Raw genomic sequence first — 17,158 nt, forward strand, 5'->3', positions numbered from 1 at the left:
CCCGGCCCGGTGCCCCACGCTCACCCCGACACCGGGCCGGGCCCTGCCAAAAGCCCGCCATAGGGCGGGCTCTGTGTCGGGTGGCGGGCTGGTGGGGCCTGTCAGGCGAGTGGTCCGGGGCGACTTCACAGCAGGTCACCCGGATAGTGGCTATGAGGCTGCCGTCGTGCCGCAGGGGTGCGCTCCTGGACAAGAACGCACCCCTGCATGTAGGAGGCATCATGCCTGGAAAATTTGAAATGCACGAGGATAAAGCGGGTAAATACCGCTACTGACTCAAGTGCACCCACTGCGAGCCGATCGGGAACTTCCAGGCGATCGCGTCGATCACCTCACGGTGATCGCGCACCGACAGCCCCGCTTCGGAGTCGGGTCCGAGAGTAACGGCTCGATCCGCGCCCACTGCGCGTCAGCCAACGGCACACCCGGACCAACGATCCGATGATCCGAACGAAACGGCCTAACGGAGTCCTACTAGCGCCGGACCTGAGAAGGCTCCAAGCCGTGGCCGATGATCGCGGTGATTTCTTGCCGGTCAGCGGTAGCGCGCTGGCCGTGCATTCCCAACGGACCGTGGATCGCGGTGGCTGGTACGACGAAGCCGGCTGCCCCAGACGGGGCAGCCGCCTCCCGCATCGGCTTCAGGCCCTCACCACTTCTTCGTATCGATCCCGGCGCGCTGGGCGCGGTCCAACTCCTCGGTGCTCGCCTTGGCCCTGCGGGATTCCAGCGGGCCCCATTGCCGGGGCTTGGTGAACATCGGGGCCTGGCCGCCGGGGATCGCGACGACTCCGCCGAAGCGTTCGTCGCCCGCGAACCAGAGGGCTGAGGACATGTCCTCTTCCCACGTGCGATGGCGGAGGACCGGACTTGCGATCATCTCTGAGCTTGACTCCGTCGGGAATCTTGGGGTTTTCCGGTGCGGCAGCGTGATCAGCAGGCAGGCTCGCGGCAGTGGTGCAGGCCGATCCAGCTGACGAGGTGCGCGTTGTCCGTCCGTCCCCGCTCCGGTGAGCAAGTCCCCTCTCTGACCGCGCAGATCGCGCGGGCGAGCAATTCCGAAGGGCACGCCGGCGATGTGGGTGCGGGACCGCTTGGACGGGCTGTGGCACGACGAGGATTTCGCCGGCTGGTATCCGCGCGACGGCCGTCCCGGCCTTTCGCCCGCTCAGCCGGCCACCATCTGTGTACTGCAGTTCCTGCCCGGCCTGTCGGACCGGCAGGCGGCGGAGGCGGTGCGCTGCCGCATCGATTTCAAGTACGCGCTGGCCGTGGAGCTGGACGATCCCGGCTTCCCTCACGGCGTGCTGGCCGACTTCCGCGAGCGCCTCGCCCAGGACGATCGCGCTGACCGTCTCCTCGACCTGGCGCTCGCCCGTCTGAAGGAGGCCGGCCTCGTACGCGAGCGCACCACGCAGCGCACCGATTCGACTCATGTTCTGGCCGCGGTGCGCGGTAGGACACGGCTGACGACCGTCCGTTTGATCCGTTCAGCGAGCGTCCTTCACCTGTTGTCTGCTGGATGTTTCCCGTGCTCCACGGGGTTGTTCTTCTGCCGCTGTGAATCTTCGGGCGATCCGAGAGCCCAGCGGTAGGAGAGCAGCAGTGAGTCAGCCGGCACGCAGGACGGTCCTCCAAGCCTCGGCTGCGGCAGGAGTGTTGGCGGCCGGTCCGGCCTCGACCCTGCTGTGGACACAGCCCGCCGTCGCAGACGCTCCGAACACCGAGCAGATACACCTGGCCTACGGTGAGGAGCCCTCGCGGGAGATGACCGTCTCCTGGGCGACCGCCGCCTCGGTGCGCCGGCCCCGCCTGCGCCTGGGGCGCCCCGGCGGGGACTTGGGGCGCACGGTGCGGGCCGAGACCACCACGTACGTGGATGGCCTCAACAAGGTCGAGACGTACACCCATCGGGTGCGGCTGCGCGAGCTGCGTCCGGACACGCAGTACGTGTACGAGGTGCTGCACGACGGTGCCGCGCCCCGCCGCTCCACCTTCCGCACCGCGCCCGAGCCGGGCCGGGTGCCGTTCCGGTTCACCAGCTTCGGCGATCTGGGTGCCGGTGACCCGAAGTGGAAGAAGTCCGCGGTCAACGGGGCTGTCGCAGTGCGGCAGGTGGAGCGGTTCAATCCGCTCTTCCACCTTCTCAACGGCGACCTGGCCTACGCCAACAACAATGAGGAGACCCAGCCACAGTGCTGGGACGCGTTCATGAACAACATGTCGGTGTCCGCCGCGAACCGCCCCTGGATGCCGGCACCCGGCAACCACGAGGTGGAAGCGGGCGGCGGCGACCTCGGTTACGCCTCGTACGCGACCCGCTTCGATCTGCCCGACAACCACACCCGTGACTACTGCGGGAACTGGTACAGCTTCCAGGTCGGCTCGGTGCTCTTCGCCGTCCTGGACGGCAACGACCTCGCGGTGGAGGACGACGCGAGCATCGACCCGGCGACCGGGCAGTCCGTCTACATCAGCGGCTACAGCGAGGGTGCCCAACTCCGCTGGCTGGAGCGGACATTGGCGCAGGCCAGGGCGGGCCGGAACGTCGACTGGATCGTGGTGTCCCTGCACCAGTTCGCGATGTCGTCCTCCGCCGCCAGCCACGGCGGCGACATGGGACTGCGCGAACAGTTGCTGCCCGTCCTCGACCGGCACGCCGTGGACCTGGTGCTCTGCGGCCACGACCACGACTACGAGCGCACCCACCCCGTACGCGGCACCGACCCGGGCAGCCTCCTGCGCCCGGCCGTGGTCGATGACCGGCTCGACGGCATCGACACCTCCAAGGGCACCGTCCACCTCATCCTGGGCGGCGGTGGCACTGCCTCACACGACGACACGTATCTCACGGATCCGGACGGCGACGGCGTCCCGGACGCCTTCGTCCGAACCCAGCGCCTCACCTACAAGGCCGACCCGGACGCCAAGGAGAAGGCGACCTGGTCCGCGGTGCGCGACCCCGACCAGACCTACCCGTACGGCGTCGCGGTCTTCGACGTCGACCCCGGATCGCTGATCGGCGGCCGCACGACGATCACCGTCAGCTATTACCACACCCCGACCGCGACAGCGACGGACCCGGACCCCGCCCCAGTGCTCTTCGACCGCTTCCGCATCCACCGCAGGCGGCGCGATGCCTGCTGGCCCGTCACCAACTCGGCCCAGGAGAAGGCTGGTTCACTATCCTGACTCTCGGCCGCCCAGGGCAGAGTCACGTTGCCGGGCCGAACACGGGAGTCAGTGGGGCGCAGTCCGCGACAGGCCCCCAGCCACGGCGAGCCCGCAGGGGTCCTTCAGCGCGCTATCTATCACTTCCCTATCACGAGCCCCATGGACGCTCCCACGTCACAATGCTCTGACCTGGACTTACACGCTCGCCCTGGACCAACTGGACGCCCCAGGACGGGTTCTACGACATATGCCAGGTTGTGCCACCTTCGACAACGACGTGGCGCCGAGGCGTCTGGAGGCAGCGTCCGCCGGCCAGTTGGCCTGCCCATGTCCTACGGCTCACGCGCCGGCTGGGCATGAGCCGTGCACAGGTGGCGCTGCCCGTGATGGTTCCCTGAGAGCTTCCTCGGTATCCGGTAGTGGAGACAAGATCCGGACCATGCACGGACCAACACACCACCGGCCGGGACCCGGTCCGTTGTTTCAGCAGGTCAGCACCACGCGAGCGCTGTACCACCAGCAGACGGAAAACCTGCTGGACGTTCCGCACGCGTGGTTCAGCGACACCGCTTATTCTCAGCCGACTCGTCCCAGCAGACCTCCTTGATCTCGGCCCAGGTGATCGGCAGGTGCCCAGAATGCTCTGGACCGGACCTGCAAGCGCCCTTTACTGTCGGCGGCAGGGCTGCGGCCTGGAGCGAAGGCGCAAGGCTGCGGAATGTGCGGGGGTCCAGTGGAGCGGTATGAGATCGAGACGTTCCTGGCCCTGGCCGAAGAGCTCCACTTCACGCGCACCGCTGAACGTCTGCTCGTCTCGCCGGGCCGGGTCAGTCAAACGATCAAGAAACTGGAACGTCGCATCGGCGGCGCGTTGTTCGAACGCAGCAACCGTCAGGTGTCCCTCACCCCGGTCGGTCGACAGCTCCATGCCGAGTTGCTCCCCGCATATCAGCAGGTCCAGCAGGCCGTCGCCAATGCGTCAGCAGCCTGTCGGGGCCTCAGCGGTGTGCTGCGCGTCGGCTTCTCCGCCTCATGGTGCGGCGACCTCATCGTCCAGGCGGCGGAGGGGTTCCACGCCCGCCACCCTCAGTGCACCGTCGAGATCCAGGAGGTGACGTTCGCGGCCGCCTTCACAGCGTTGCGGGGCGACGGCCTCGACATGCTGATCAAAGAACTTCCCGTCGACGGGCCCGACGTCACCGCGGGTCCCGTTCTCTTTTCCGAACGCCGTGCCCTCGTGGTGCCTGCCTTCCATCAGCTCGCGGCTCAGGAAACGATCTCGCAGGAGGACCTCGCCCTCCTGCCATTGATCACGCCCGTCGGTGTGTCCCAGAGCTTCCTCGATGCCTTCTACCCGCGCCGCACACCGGGGGGCCGATCCGTCCCTCGGGGCCCGGCTGCCGTCGCCTGGCAGGAGATGCTGTCGTTGGTCGGGGCGGGCAAAGGGGGTACTGCGGCCGCTGCGAGGGCGGAGAACTACTACGGCCGGCCGGACGTCGCCTATGTCCCGTTCGACGACGCACCGCTCATCGACTTCGCCCCGATGTGGCTGAAAGGCAATGAATCCGCCGAGCTCCAAGCCTTCGTCCGGGTCCTCCTCGAGTTCGCCCCCGCTCGATGAGACGGACTTCCGGTCAGGCGGTATGCGGAACGAGCCGGCCTCGCAGGCGGCCGTGCTCGCCGAGTTCGGGTGCGGCCGCCGCCTGCTGCAACGACAGGACCCGCTGGAGCTCGGTCCGCACCGTTCCGGTGGCGAGGAGACCCGCGGCCCTGCAGTGCCACACCGCCCGGCTCACGCCTCCGCGCCCCGGCGCCCGTCCCGCGGCAGCGTCAGCGTCACACCCGCCGTCAGTACGAGCCCGACTGCCGCGAGCAGCATGCTCCACCGCATGCCGACCAGGAACGTGTCCGCCCCCGCCAGCAGCGCCCCGAAGACTGCCACCGCGATCGCCCCGCCGACCTGGCGGCCGGTGTTGAGCACGGCTGATGCCGTGCCCGCCCGGTCCGCGGGTACCGCGTCGAGCAGCATCGCGGTCAGCGCCGGCACCGTCAGCGCCCCGCCGAGGCCGACCGGCACCATCAGCGCCGCCACCGCCCATACGTTGGTGTGCGCGCCGACTGTGAGCAGCGCCAGTAGCCCGGCCGTCCCGAGCAGTTGTCCCGCCACCATCGGCACCCGCGGGCCGAACTGGGCGGCCAGCTTCGCCGAGGCCAGGTTCACCACTGCGACCAGTGCCGTCATCGGGATGAACATCAGGCCCGCGTGCAGCGCGGTCTGCCCGCGCTCCTGCTGGAGGTACAGGCTGAAGATGAACACCCCGCCGTAGTAGGCGGCATTGAGCATGAAGCCGACCACCAGGGACACCGCCACCACCCGCGAGCGGAACAGCGGCAGCGGGAGCATCGGGTGCGCACCCCTGGCCTGCGCGGCGAGGAAGGCAGCTGCCGCGGCGGCGGCCACGAGGAGCGACACCACCACGAGCGGCCGGCCGAAGCCCTCGGCGCCGCCCTCGATCACGCCATACGTCAGCGCGCCCATCGCGACCACCGCTGTCACCTGCCCGACCGCGTCCAGCCGCGCGGGCAGCCGCGGGGAGGCCGGCACGCGGGCCAGCAGGGCGAGCGCCAGCAGGCCCGCCGGAAGGTTGACGAAGAAGATCCACCGCCAGCCCGCGGAGGCGGAGAGTGCCCCGCCGAGCACCGGCCCGGCGGCCACCGCGACCGCGCCGCCCACGGTCCAGATGGCAATGGCCCGAGCCCGCTTCGCCTGGTCGGGAAAGCCCTGCCGGACCAGCGCCAGCGACGCCGGCATCATCACCGCCGCCGCACCCCCCTGCACCAGTCGCGCCGCCACCAGCACGCCGAGCCCGGGCGCCAGTCCGCACGCGGCCGAGGCCAGCGCGAAGAGCACCAGGCCGCCGCCATACGCCTGCCGGGCCCCGATGCGGTCGGAGAGGGCGCCTGCGGAGAGCATCAGAGCGGCGAATATCAGCGTGTATCCGTCCACGACCCACTGCAGGCCGGACATGCCGCCGCCGAGGCTGCGGCCGATGTCGGGCAGCGCGACGGTGACGATCAACGCGTCCAGCGAGATGAGGAAGAAGCCCAGCAGGGCGGCACCGAGCACCACGGTGGATCCACCCCGAGCCGCTTCCGACGCATCGGTCGCGACGCCGGAGGCAGGTGAGGACTTGAGCAGGGATTTCATCAGGGCACTCCTGAGACTTTCTTGAAGGTGTGCAACCGAGAGTGGAGGTCAGGGGCGACCGCTGACAGGCCGACTGTTTGCGGGGAGCACCCTGGCGCGGAGAGGTGAGTGGACACCCGACGGCGAGGGCCCCGCCGCCGGCGTAGCGGTACGTGCGGTCAGCCTGCTGCCTGTGCGGGGAGGTCCTTGTTGCCGTCACCCCAGGTCGCTGTCATCACCACCGAGGTGATCAGCCATCGGCCGCCGGTCCGTGCCAGTACCCAGCGGTAGTCGCCGCCGAGCGTCCACAGCGGAGCCCCATGGGCGGTGGCGAGGCGGTGCGTGGCCTGGAAGGAGGCGGTGCAGACGGCACGGTCCCCGTCGACCTGGACCAAGTGGTTGGCGATCAGGTGCTGGGTGGCGTCGTAGCCGCCGAGCGTCGCCGACCAAGCGTCGACGATCTCCTGAGGAGTGAGCTGGACCGGTTCGCCGCCGTTGAGGCTTGTGTAGTCGAGAAGCACCTTTGCGGCGAACAGGCGGCGCAGGAGCGCCCATTCGCGGCGGTCCGCGTGTACGGCCATCCGGGTGCAGGTCTCGGCGACCTCGATCCTGGTCTCGGACGGGGACGGCGCGGCGGCCTCAAAAGGCTCGGACATGCGAGGTGGTCTCCTGTCGGGGCGATGTGCGGGGTGGCCGGGGGTGCGAGGTGGCCGGGGGTGCGAGGTGCGGGCTGCGGGGTGCGGGCTGCGGGGTGCTCACAGCGTGCGGGCGAAGTGCTCGGCTGCCGCGTCCGCAGCGAAGCCGACCTGTGGTGACCGGTCGTAGAAGTCGAACTGGCTGCCCTCGGTCCACAGGAATTCCTTGGGACCTGCGAGGTTGTCGCGGAAGCGGCGGGCGCCGTCCGGGATGGCGGCGTCCTCACTGTGGACCAGCAGCACGGGCGCGGTCACCTTCGGCGCGAGCGCGACGGCATCGAAGTCCAGCCACCCGGGCCAGGCCATGACGGCAAACCGGTTGGGCCACTGCTCAATCCCGCCGCGCTGCGGGTTGAGGTAGAAGTCGATGTCGAACGGCATGGCCGCGTCCGGGTCACTGCCGCTGACCACCGGCACGTAGGCGACCTCCCCGGTCTCCTCGTACCTGCGTCGGGCCTCGGCCGCCGCCGCCTTCTTCCTCTCAATGCCCTCCGGACCGCCGTAGTTCTCCTCGCAGATACGGCGGTCGTGCAGCCACGGCGCCACCAGGGCAAGCGACCGCACCCGCGAATCCCCGGCGGCGAAGGCGCTCACGTACATCGCGCCGGCGCACACCCCCAATGCGCCAAGTTGTCCGTTGCCCACCGCCGGATGCCCGGTCAGGAAGTCGGCCGCCGCGCGGATGTCCCGGACCTTCAGCTGCGGCGACTCGAAGTCGCGCGGCTCACCGGCCGATTCGCCGTATCCGGTGAAGTCGAAGGACAGGGCCGCATAGCCGCGGCGGGCCAGCTGCTCGGCGTACCGGTCGGCCATCTGCTCCTTGACGCTGGTCCAAGTGCCGACGACCACGACACCCGACACCGGAGCGGCGTCATCAGTGCCCGCGGTATCGGGCAGAAAGAGATGGCCGGTGAGCTTTGCCGCATCACCGGCGAAGCTCACCTGTTCACGTAGAGGCATGGCGGGGCTCCTTCGAAGCAGGAAGGGTTACGGCATGTCGACGGTCGACGGCCGTGAGAGGGGCAGCTGGGCAAGCCGTTGCCTCGGCACACCGCGTACAGGGACGGGCGGCCCTGCTCGCTCGCTGCCCCCGACACGCTGGCAGCTACCGCTCCGGCCGACAACGCCCAATGTCTAACAGCACGTTGAGCGCAGCTAATCAGCCTGTGACCGGGCCGCGCTGGGCTGGATCGGGGCGACGGACAGAGCAGCGGACGACCTGGCTCAGGACACCGCGACCGGCCCGAAGCTCACGGTGACGGCCATCGAGCGGTGCGCATTCAAGCCAAGCTCGCACGGCGGCCCTGGCGCCAGTAGAAGCCGAAGGCGATTGCCAGGGAGAGTTGCCGGGGCCCTTCCTGGGAAGGGGAGCCGTCCCGCCACGGCCTGTCAGTCTGCTGATGTCCTACTGATGCGGCTCCACGCCGGTCGTCTTCACGGCAGGTCACATTACGTCGCGGTGACCGATGTCCTTCCGAAGCGTGCTGCCTAGTGTCGTGTCGTCCCTGGCAGTAATGAATCGAAGGCGGGGCCCGATGCGTCGGCTCACGTATTTCATCGGCTACAGCATCGACGGCTTCATCGCCGGCCCAGAAGGGCAGTACGACTCCTCCTGCTTCGACGGCGACCTCAAGGCCGCGGTTCTCGCCGAGTACCCGGAAACCATCCCGGACCACCTCCGTGGATTGCTGGGCGTCGGCGGCACAGCGAACAGGAAGTTCGACACGGTCCTCATGGGGCGCGGTGCCTACGAGTCCGGGCTGCAGGGCGATGCCATCAGTCCCTATCCCCATCTCCGGCAGTACGTGTTCTCCTCGTCCCTGACACGGCCCCGTCCTGAGGTCGATGTCGTTGCCCGCGACCCGGTGGAGTTCGTCCGCGGGCTGAAGCAGCAGCCGGGCTTATCCATCTGACTGAGCGGCGGCGCCGTGCTGGCAGGGCAATTGCTCGGGGAAGTCGATGAGTTGATCGTCATCCGCTACCCAGTGGTGTTCGGGAGCGGCATTCCTCTGTTCCGCACCGCATTCGACCCTGCCGGCTTCACGCTGACCGGTTCCCGGGCCTTCACCACCGGCGCGACCCTCACCACGTACACCAAGCAGTAGGAGAACATGTGTTGTTCCGACCCACGACCGAGGGCGATTCCCAGCGCGTCGTCGAGGTGATCGTCGATGAGCCCGTCGGCTGGATAGGCGCCGACCGCTACCTGGCCGAGAAGCGGCAGGGAATGTACCGCCCGGAGTGGACCTGGATCGCCGAAGACAGCGGGCGGGTATGGGCCCGAGCCCTGTGGTGGGGGCAGTCGGACAGCGCTCACCCCGTTGCCCTGGACTGCCTGCACGTCGACCCCGCACTCTCCGATCGTGCGGAAGTGGCGGCCAGGCTACTGGCTGCCGGGCTGCGGGCGTTCGCCGCTCAGGGCGCACCCAAGCCTCCGCTGTACAACCTGACGCTGTCCGGCGACTGGCGTGACGATCCAGCCGCGGCGGCAGCCGTGGGCTGGCGGCGCCGGGCCGCGGTAGCTGCCGGGCTCACCCACGAAGTGGAACGGCTGCGCCTGGAATGGACGCCCGACGTCGGCCTCCCCGCGGCCGGGGGCCGGTTGTCCTTCGCTCCGGCGTCGGACGAGGAGTTCCTTCAGCTGATGCGCCGGATAGCCGTCGGCAGCCTGGACGACGAGACCCGCAGGAACATCGCGGCCAAGGGCGCCGAAGCCACCGCCCGGGACGAGATGGACTTCTACCTCAGCTGCCCGGGGCGGCGCGAATGGTGGCGCGCGGCATACAGCCCAGACGGGCATGTCGTGGGGCTCGCTGTTCCCTCCGCGACACCGTACGCCCGCAATGTCGGCTACCTCGGCGTCGTACCCGAGTTCCGCGGCCGCGGGTACGTGGACGACCTTCTCTCCGAGATCACCCGCATCCACGCGCACACGGGCGCCGAGCTGATCACCGCCACCACGGACACCGGCAACACGCCCATGGCTGCGGCCTTCGCCCGAGCCGGCTACCGGACGAAGGAGATACGGATGATCTATTCGGCGCCGGTGGTGTGAGGTGTGAGGACCGAGGGGCACACCCACCCCGGACCGGCGCGCTCGCACGCGCAGACGCCTCGGGCCTGATCCTCACCTTGACCATCACCGGACTTGCGGCCGAAGAGCCCTCCGCACAGCCGCCGGAAAGATCCTCACGCCACTGTGCGAGGCCCCTTGGGCGTGCGCCTCTTCCAGATCCACCGACCCTCACCGATAAAGGACGTGACGTTGTCTCCTGATCCGACCACCGTGCACCCGCTGCCCGCGCACGACCGCGTGGTGTTCCTCAGACCGTTGGTCACCTCACCGAAGATCGTCGTAGGCGAGTACACCTATTACGACGACCCCGACAGTGCGACGGACTTTGAGCACCGCAACGTGCTCTACGCCTATGGGCCGGAGCGTTTGGTCATCGGCAAGTACTGCGCCATCGCCGCGGGCACGAAGTTTCTGATGGCCGGCGCCGAGCATCCGACGATGGGCGCGTCCACGTTCCCGTTCACCATGTTCGACGGCCGGTGGGCCGAACGGACCCTGGACATCGTCACCGCCATGCCGAGCCGCGGTGACACCGTCGTCGGCAACGACGTCTGGTTCGGCCACCAGGTGACGGTGATGCCCGGCGTGCGGATCGGGGATGGCGCCATCATCGCGGCCGGCGCGGTGGTCACCACCGACGTCGCTCCCTACACGATTGTGGGCGGCAACCCGGCCCGGCCCATCCGGCAACGCTTCGCGGACGTCGACATCCAGCGCCTCCTGCGCGCCGCATGGTGGGACTGGCCCGCCGACCTGGTCAGTGAACACACCCGCACGATCATGGCCGGTACCCCGGCCCAGATCGAAAGCATCGCCAACCGGCGCAGCCAGTAGAGCAGTTGTCGATCGTCCGGTCGAAGCAAGGTACGGCCGGGGCGAGACCCACGGCCCATGGATGTGCGGAGCGTGTGCTCCGTGAGAAGCAGAGAGAAGTTGATGCCAGTGTTGGTCGAGGAGTTCGCGGTAACCGAGCGCAGCAGCGGTCCGTACGCGGTCGTCGCGGGCCCGGATGGGGCGCTGTGGTTCACCCTGGTCCACAGCGGAAGCATCGGGCGGTTGGTGCCCGGAGAGGAGCCTACGAGTCATCAACTCGATCCGGAGTGTGGGCCGACGGTCATCACTGTCGGGCCGGACGGGGCCTTGTGGTTCACCGAGTACCGGGCGCACCGCATCGGCCGGATCGCGCTCGACGGCAACGTCACGGAGTTCGCGTTGCCCACAGCCAAGTGCGGGCCGTTCGGGATCGCCGCCGGGCCGGATGGAGCACTGTGGTTCACCGAGACCGCCGCCGACCGCATCGGCCGGATCACCCCTGACGGCCGGGTGACCGAGTTTCCGCTGCCGGCCACCGGGGCCTTCCCCTCCGCCATCACCGCCGGCGCCGATGACGGGATGTGGTTCACCCTGAACCAAGCCAATGCGATCGGGCGGATCGGCATGGACGGAGCCGTCACCCTCCACCCCTTGCCGACCGAGTCCGCCGCCCCGGTAGGCATCGCAGCGGGCCACGACGGGGCGCTCTGGTTCGTCGAAATCAGCGCCGGGCAGATCGGGCGGATCACCCTCGACGGCCTGATCACCGAGTTCCCGCTGCCCGACCGCACGTCCCGCCCGCATGCCATCACCCCCGGCAGCGACGGCAATCAGTGGTTCACCGAGTGGGCCGGGAACCGCTTCGGCTCCATCACTCCCGACGGCACGATCACCGTGCTCGACCTGCCGACCGCCGGTTCCGAGCCACACGGCATCACCCTGGGCCCGGACGGCGCCCTGTGGACCGCGCTGGAGATCGGCGCGCTCGCCCGCATCAGCTCACCCGGACTCCGGCGGCCCGCCACGGCCTCTCAGCGCACCCCGCGTAACGGCAAGTACAGAACCCACGGCAAATGACAAGTACAGAATCCACGGCAAGGGAAATGAGACACGCATGAAATACGCACTCGTGATATTCGAGACGGATGAGTCGCGCCAGCGGATCCGGGCCGATCGGGACGCCCACCGAGGAGCATACGAAGCCTGGATCGGCCAGATCGCAGCGGCGGGCAAACTGATCAGCGGCGATGCGCTCGAAACCGAGCACATCACCCCGGTCACCGTACGCAAGACCGCCGATGGAGCCCCCACGGTGACCGAGGGGCCCGTGCATGCCGGTGAAGAGACCCTCGGCGGCTGGTTCGTCGTCGAGGTGGCCGACCGCGAGGAAGCGGTAGAACTGGCCAAGGGGCTCGGCACCCCCGAAACCGTCGAAATCTGGCCGCTGCTCGAAACCGCCTGAGCCACCGCACCACCGATATACGGGAACGGAGGGGATGACTCGAGGCGCACACCGAAGCCGGGGGCCGAACGGTGATGTGCGTAGCCGAAGGCCGATAAGGGCTGCACAGATGACCGGTGCGGACATCGCCGCAGTGCTCGCATTTTTACCACGACCGCCATCGCCGCGGTCTCTCCCCGCACGTACAGTGGTGATCACGATGCCCGGCTGCTGCCGGGGTCGATGACCGGGGGGGACGGGCGATGCAGGGGCGCGGAGAAGAGCGGCGGCGCATTGAACGGATACTCGCCGACGCCCACCGCGGAGAGGGCAGCGCCCAGCTACTGCACGGCGAAGCCGGCATCGGCAAGACCACCCTCCTCGAACACGCGGCCGCCCGCGCAGAGGGCATGCGCGTGCTACGGGTCGAGGGCATCGAGTCGGAGATGGAGCTCGCCTTCGGCGGGCTCCATCAGCTCTTCCTGCCGGTGCTGGATCTGCTCGACCGCCTACCAGGACCCCAGGCCGGGGCCCTGCGGGCGGTCTTCGGCCTGAGCGACGAAGCCGTACGGGACCGTCTCACGCTCGGGCTCGCCACGCTGTCGCTGCTCTCCGAGGCGGCCGTGGAAAGGCCCTTGCTGTGCCTGGTCGACGATCTGCAATGGCTCGACCAACCGTCCGCGGATGCACTGTCCTTCGCCGCCCGCCGGTTGCAGACCGAAGGCATCGCCATGCTCTTCGCCACCCGTGACACCTCCCCGGGCAGCGGAGCCAAGGCACTGCCTCGCCTGCACGTCACCGGCATCGACCGGCAATCGGCCGCCATGCTGCTGCCCGGACTTGCCCCTCCGGTCGCGGAGCGGATCATCGCCCAGGCGCAAGGCAACCCGCTGGCGCTGCAGGAGCTGGCCGCCGCACTGACCCCGGCGCAGCGGGCCGGACAGCTGGGGCCACTGGCGCTGCCCGATCCGCAGCCGGCGCTGCCCAGCCGGCTGCAGGACGCGTTCGCCGAGCAGGTACGCCGCCTCCCTGAAGCCACCCAGCGCATGCTCACGGTGGCCGCCGCCGACGACACCGGGGACCTCTCCACGGTGCTGGGGGCAGCAGGACGGCTCGGCGGGGAGACCAAGGATCTGGAGCCCGCCGAGCGTGCCGGGCTCATCTTCGTCTCCGCGCAGAGGCTGCGTTTCCGGCACCCCCTCATCCGGTTCGCCGCCTACCAGCAGGCCCCGCTCGCCTGGCGACTCACGGTGCACCAGGCGCTGGTGACGGTTCTGGACGGTTCCCGGCACGCACACCGTCGCGCCTGGCACCTGGCAGCCGCAGCGACCGGACCGGACGAGCAGATCGCCACGGAGTTGGAGCGAGTCGCCGAATGGGCGGACAGCAGACAGGCGATGGCATCCGCGTCCGCCGCGTACGAGCGAGCCGCCCATCTCACCGCCGACGCACAGACCCGCGCCCGCCGCCTGATCAACGCCGCGCAGAAGGCGAGCGAGGCCGGTCAGGACGAACGATGCCGCGCGCTCACCGATCAGGTTCCGCTGCCGCTGCGGGACCCGGGCATGGCGGCGGACTTCGCCCGCGTACGCTCCGTGGTCGAACTGGGCTACGGCAGTCCCGGTCAGGCCGCCCGCATCCTGACCGAATGCGCGGACTCGGTCTCCGCCGACCGCCCCGACAAGCTCGCCCCCCTGCTGACCGACGCGATCCATGCGGCCTTCTCCGCGAGCGACGCGGCCCTCATGACCGAGATCGGCGCCCGCACTCCCCACCTGCCCCTCCTGACCGTGCCCGCCCAGCTGCTCGCCGATGGCATCCCCAGGGCACGCCAGACGCTGGACGCTCTCATGCCGGCCGGCCGGCTCACCGGCAACGGGCTCATGAACCAGCTGATGACCGGGATCTACTGCCAACTGCTGGCCCACCACGAAGCCGCGCACGAGCTGGCCACCGCCGCGGTCACCCACTGCCGCGAGCAGGGCATCGGCGGATGGCTGCCCACCGCGCTGCACTTGTGTGCCCAGGCCGAACTGGCACTGGGTCGGCATAGCGACGCACAAGCACACGCCACCGAAGCGCTCCGGCTGGCCGACTACTACGAACTGGACCACCGGGCCGCCCACCTGCGCGCCCTGTCGGCGGTGCTCGCCGCCGTCCGGGGAGAGGAGGAACTGGCCCGGGAACTGGCCACCTTGGCGCTGGACTACACACGCCCCCGCGATGTCGGACGAGGCACGGCGGACGCGCTGTGGGCGCTGGGACTGCTCGACCTCGGCCTCGGCCGCGCGCAGGCCGCGCTGGAACACCTGGAAGCGGCCCGGCAGGCAGCGGGCCACCCTCTCCTGGCACGACACCTGCTGCCCGATGTGATCGAGGCCGCCGTTCGCGCCGGCCACCCAGAGCGGGCGAAGGAACCCGCGAAGCAGCTCACGACATGGGCGGCCGACCTCCAGCAGTCCCACTTCGCCGCACAAGCCCACCGCTGCGCGGCCCTGACCAGCCCGGACGCCCAGGCCGAGCAGCACTACGTCGCCGCCCTGACCCTTCATGCCGGTGGTGATGACTTCGACCGGGCTCGCACCGAACTGCTCTATGGCGAATGGCTGCGCCGCTCGCGCCGCAAGCTCGACGCCCGCGACCACCTGCGTACCGCAATGAAGCTCTTCACCAAGCTGGACACCCAGCCATGGGCCCGCCGGGCGTGCACAGAACTGCAGGCAGCCGGCGAGACCCCTGACGCGACCGAGGTCGCCCACTCCCCCATCGGCCGCCTGAGCTCGCAGGAACGCGAAGTCGTTCGACTCGCGGCCACCGGGGCCACCAACCGCGAAATCGCCACGCAGCTGTTCCTGAGCCCACGCACCGTCGGACACCACCTCTACCGCGCGTTTCCCAAGCTCGGCATCAGCTCACGAACGCAGCTCGCCGACCTGCTCGCCTCGTGACACCCCACTCGCGACGCGCATTACCGGCACTCTTCACCTGCGGGTACATGGTCACGGCCCTGAGTCTCGGCAGGCGGTCCTCAGGGCGTTTCGTTCGGATCACGCGGCTGACCAAATGGAGAGGGCGGCAAGGAGGCTGAGTCCTCGTCGGCAAGCGCACTGCTGTACAGCAAGGCACTACGTCTCATGCTCAGATGACCTCTACGGACCAGCTCCTCGAAGAGCTGGCGCCAACAACCGCCATGTCATCAAGGCCGCCGAACCCGGGCCACACGCGGTGAATTGGTCCTCCCGCATCAATACCGCCCGCAAATCCGGCAAGATCCCCACACACAAGAGCGGTACGGGTTCCGATCCGGCCGGGGCTACGAAATCCGACTGGCGCGGAGACGATCCGGCGGGCGACGGCCTCGTGGGCCAGCTCCGGGCACGACCAGCGTGACAGCGGCGCGCCTGTTTCAGCGGGAAGTTGACACGCCAGCGCCTTGACCTGTGCGGTCTGTAGCGCGGTGAAGGCGGCGGGCCGTCCCGGGCGCTTGCGGTCGGCCAGGCCCGGTAAGCCCAGGTCGGCGAACCGGCCCCGCCAGGTGCGCACGGTGTCACGTGCACTCCCGCCTCGGCGGCGATCCGCGCGTTGGCCCTGCCCCGGGCTGCCGAGAGCACGGTCCGTGCCCGGACCCTGGCCTGGTACGGAGTCTTGTGGCCGTAGGCCGCCTTCTTCAACCGTTGCCGCTCGGCGGCGGTCAGGACTATCGGGCGGGCGCAAGAAACGGGCAAGGCAGACGAGCCGATCGGCAGAAGTGGATCACAACGTCCTAGGGGTGTCTTGTTCATGCTGTTTCGTGGTGGAGGGAGTCCAGGACGGTGAGTTCGTCCTCGGAGAGGCGCAGGGAGCCGGCGGCCACGTTCTGGGTGAGGTGGTCGGGGTCGCCGGTGCCGGGGATGGCCAGGACGTGAGGGCCGCGGTGCAGTGTCCACGCCAGCCGGATCTGAGCTGCGCTCACCCCGCGGGCGCGGGCGATGGCGTGCACTTTGCTGCTGTCGTTGGTGGTCGCGCCGGCCGTGCGTCCGGTGCTGGCGATCGAGTAGAACGGCACGAACGCGACGCGTTGTTCACCGCAGGTGCGCAGGAACTCCTTCTGCTCAGGCGATGCGCCGATGCCGTACATGTTCTGGACGCAGACCACCGGTGCGATGGCCTGGGCCTCGGCGAGGTGGTGGGGGCGGACGTTGGACAGGCCCAGATGTCGGATGAGCCCGGCATCGCGCAGGTCGGCCAGGGCGCCGAATCGCTCGGCGATCGAATCGGTTCCCACGATGCGCAGGTTCACGACGTCCAGGTGGTCGCGGCCGAGCTGGCGCAGATTCTCCTCCACCTGGCCGCGCAACTGCTGAGGAGTGGCATGGGGCAGCCAATTGCCTGAGGGGTCTCGGCCCGGTCCGACCTTGGTGACGATGACGAGGTCACCGGGGTAGGGGGACAGCGCCTGGTTGATCAGCTCGTTGGCCGACCGGAGCGGCGAGAAGTAGAACGCGGCGGTGTCGACGTGGTTCACACCGAGCTCGACCGCGCGGCGCAGCACCCGGATCGCCTGGTCATGGTCGCGCGAAGCGGCCTCGGGCACCAGCGCCTCCCCGTGCTGCGGCAGCCGCATCATGCCGAAGCCGATGCGGTTGACCACCAAGTCGCCGAGTGTCCAGGTGCCTGATGCCGCTGCTGTGATCGTGTCCGAAGTCATGTGCGAGGTCATGCCGGAAGGATCTCCACCGGATACAGTGGCCGCCACTGATTCAGACATGCGTGAATCCTGGGGGTGGTCTTCC

17 protein-coding genes are annotated in these 17,158 nt (G+C 69.2%); 10 read left to right on the forward strand and 7 right to left on the reverse strand.

Annotation, left to right across the window (positions count from 1 at the left end; translation table 11 throughout):
- Window positions 1-649 precede the first annotated feature (649 nt).
- Window positions 650-835, reverse strand: coding sequence for a hypothetical protein (locus SNA_RS18165; RefSeq protein ID WP_157879971.1), 186 nt, complete (start codon window positions 833-835; stop codon window positions 650-652).
- 259 nt (window positions 836-1,094) lie between these two features.
- On the opposite strand from SNA_RS18165, the gene SNA_RS18170 reads away from it, so the two are divergent.
- The 3 genes from SNA_RS18170 (at window position 1,095) to SNA_RS18180 (ending at window position 4,795) form a co-directional block, all read left to right on the forward strand.
- Window positions 1,095-1,595: a transposase gene (locus SNA_RS18170; RefSeq protein ID WP_241779704.1), complete on the forward strand. Its 501-nt coding sequence runs from the start codon at window positions 1,095-1,097 to the stop codon at window positions 1,593-1,595.
- A gap of 10 nt (window positions 1,596-1,605) precedes the next feature.
- Entirely contained in the window at window positions 1,606-3,192 is a 1,587-nt protein-coding gene (locus tag SNA_RS18175) for a purple acid phosphatase family protein (protein WP_198535063.1), read from the forward strand.
- Between the two features lie 715 nt (window positions 3,193-3,907).
- Window positions 3,908-4,795, forward strand: coding sequence for a LysR family transcriptional regulator (locus SNA_RS18180; protein ID WP_030065471.1), 888 nt, complete (start codon window positions 3,908-3,910; stop codon window positions 4,793-4,795).
- 13 nt (window positions 4,796-4,808) lie between these two features.
- Here the strand turns inward: SNA_RS18180 and SNA_RS42455 are convergent, their stop codons facing one another.
- The 4 genes from SNA_RS42455 to SNA_RS18195 all read right to left on the reverse strand — a co-directional run bounded on the left by SNA_RS42455 (window position 4,809) and on the right by SNA_RS18195 (window position 8,016).
- A complete protein-coding gene (locus SNA_RS42455; RefSeq protein ID WP_157879972.1) occupies window positions 4,809-4,970 on the reverse strand; it encodes a hypothetical protein in 162 nt (53 codons plus the stop codon).
- On the reverse strand, window positions 4,967-6,382 hold the full coding sequence (locus SNA_RS18185) for an MFS transporter (RefSeq protein ID WP_044365792.1): 1,416 nt from the start codon (window positions 6,380-6,382) through the stop codon (window positions 4,967-4,969). The genes SNA_RS42455 and SNA_RS18185 overlap by 4 nt, the downstream gene beginning before the upstream one ends.
- Window positions 6,383-6,540: 158 nt before the next feature.
- The gene (locus SNA_RS18190) at window positions 6,541-7,017 is read right to left on the reverse strand and encodes a nuclear transport factor 2 family protein (protein ID WP_044365794.1); all 477 of its coding nucleotides are present in this window, start codon (window positions 7,015-7,017) and stop codon (window positions 6,541-6,543) included.
- Between the two features lie 99 nt (window positions 7,018-7,116).
- Window positions 7,117-8,016, reverse strand: coding sequence for an alpha/beta hydrolase (locus tag SNA_RS18195; RefSeq protein ID WP_030065473.1), 900 nt, complete (start codon window positions 8,014-8,016; stop codon window positions 7,117-7,119).
- A gap of 575 nt (window positions 8,017-8,591) precedes the next feature.
- Between SNA_RS18195 and SNA_RS18200 the strand changes: the two genes are divergently transcribed.
- The 7 genes from SNA_RS18200 (at window position 8,592) to SNA_RS18225 (ending at window position 15,334) form a co-directional block, all read left to right on the forward strand.
- Window positions 8,592-8,969, forward strand: coding sequence for a dihydrofolate reductase family protein (locus tag SNA_RS18200; protein WP_241779705.1), 378 nt, complete (start codon window positions 8,592-8,594; stop codon window positions 8,967-8,969).
- A gap of 15 nt (window positions 8,970-8,984) precedes the next feature.
- Window positions 8,985-9,161, forward strand: a complete 177-nt coding sequence (locus SNA_RS43905) for a dihydrofolate reductase family protein (protein ID WP_241779706.1) — start codon at window positions 8,985-8,987, stop codon at window positions 9,159-9,161.
- 8 nt (window positions 9,162-9,169) lie between these two features.
- Window positions 9,170-10,111, forward strand: coding sequence for a GNAT family N-acetyltransferase (locus SNA_RS18205; protein ID WP_044365796.1), 942 nt, complete (start codon window positions 9,170-9,172; stop codon window positions 10,109-10,111).
- A gap of 210 nt (window positions 10,112-10,321) precedes the next feature.
- Window positions 10,322-10,966, forward strand: coding sequence for a CatB-related O-acetyltransferase (locus SNA_RS18210; protein ID WP_030065477.1), 645 nt, complete (start codon window positions 10,322-10,324; stop codon window positions 10,964-10,966).
- Window positions 10,967-11,068: 102 nt separating this feature from the next.
- Window positions 11,069-12,022, forward strand: a complete 954-nt coding sequence (locus SNA_RS18215; protein ID WP_044365798.1) for a Vgb family protein — start codon at window positions 11,069-11,071, stop codon at window positions 12,020-12,022.
- A 37-nt stretch (window positions 12,023-12,059) separates the two neighbouring features.
- On the forward strand, window positions 12,060-12,407 hold the full coding sequence (locus tag SNA_RS18220) for a YciI family protein (protein ID WP_030065479.1): 348 nt from the start codon (window positions 12,060-12,062) through the stop codon (window positions 12,405-12,407).
- A 242-nt stretch (window positions 12,408-12,649) separates the two neighbouring features.
- Window positions 12,650-15,334 (forward strand): ATP-binding protein, encoded by a 2,685-nt coding sequence (locus SNA_RS18225; RefSeq protein WP_044365800.1) that lies wholly within the window; start codon window positions 12,650-12,652, stop codon window positions 15,332-15,334.
- A 190-nt stretch (window positions 15,335-15,524) separates the two neighbouring features.
- On the opposite strand, the gene SNA_RS43910 is transcribed toward SNA_RS18225, so the two are convergent.
- Window positions 15,525-15,929 carry a helix-turn-helix domain-containing protein gene (locus tag SNA_RS43910; RefSeq protein ID WP_241779707.1) on the reverse strand — a complete coding sequence of 135 codons (405 nt, stop codon included), beginning with the start codon at window positions 15,927-15,929 and terminating at the stop codon, window positions 15,525-15,527.
- A gap of 235 nt (window positions 15,930-16,164) precedes the next feature.
- Window positions 16,165-17,073, reverse strand: coding sequence for an aldo/keto reductase (locus SNA_RS18230; protein ID WP_044365899.1), 909 nt, complete (start codon window positions 17,071-17,073; stop codon window positions 16,165-16,167).
- Window positions 17,074-17,158 lie beyond the last annotated feature (85 nt).

It is taken from the genome of Streptomyces natalensis ATCC 27448 (assembly GCF_000935125.1).
In the GTDB taxonomy this organism is placed as follows: domain Bacteria; phylum Actinomycetota; class Actinomycetes; order Streptomycetales; family Streptomycetaceae; genus Streptomyces; species Streptomyces natalensis.

Excerpts from the sequence above, each read along its gene's own strand:
- SNA_RS18230 (WP_044365899.1), bottom strand. The coding sequence starts at position 17,073 with ATGACTTCGGACACGATCACAGCAGCGGCATCAGGCACCTGGACACTC.
- SNA_RS18185 (WP_044365792.1), bottom strand. The coding sequence starts at position 6,382 with ATGAAATCCCTGCTCAAGTCCTCACCTGCCTCCGGCGTCGCGACCGAT.
- SNA_RS18190 (WP_044365794.1), bottom strand. The coding sequence starts at position 7,017 with ATGTCCGAGCCTTTTGAGGCCGCCGCGCCGTCCCCGTCCGAGACCAGG.
- SNA_RS18165 (WP_157879971.1), bottom strand. The coding sequence starts at position 835 with ATGTCCTCAGCCCTCTGGTTCGCGGGCGACGAACGCTTCGGCGGAGTC.
- SNA_RS18200 (WP_241779705.1), top strand. The coding sequence starts at position 8,592 with ATGCGTCGGCTCACGTATTTCATCGGCTACAGCATCGACGGCTTCATC.
- SNA_RS18225 (WP_044365800.1), top strand. The coding sequence starts at position 12,650 with ATGCAGGGGCGCGGAGAAGAGCGGCGGCGCATTGAACGGATACTCGCC.
- SNA_RS18215 (WP_044365798.1), top strand. The coding sequence starts at position 11,069 with ATGCCAGTGTTGGTCGAGGAGTTCGCGGTAACCGAGCGCAGCAGCGGT.
- SNA_RS18195 (WP_030065473.1), bottom strand. The coding sequence starts at position 8,016 with ATGCCTCTACGTGAACAGGTGAGCTTCGCCGGTGATGCGGCAAAGCTC.
- SNA_RS18220 (WP_030065479.1), top strand. The coding sequence starts at position 12,060 with ATGAAATACGCACTCGTGATATTCGAGACGGATGAGTCGCGCCAGCGG.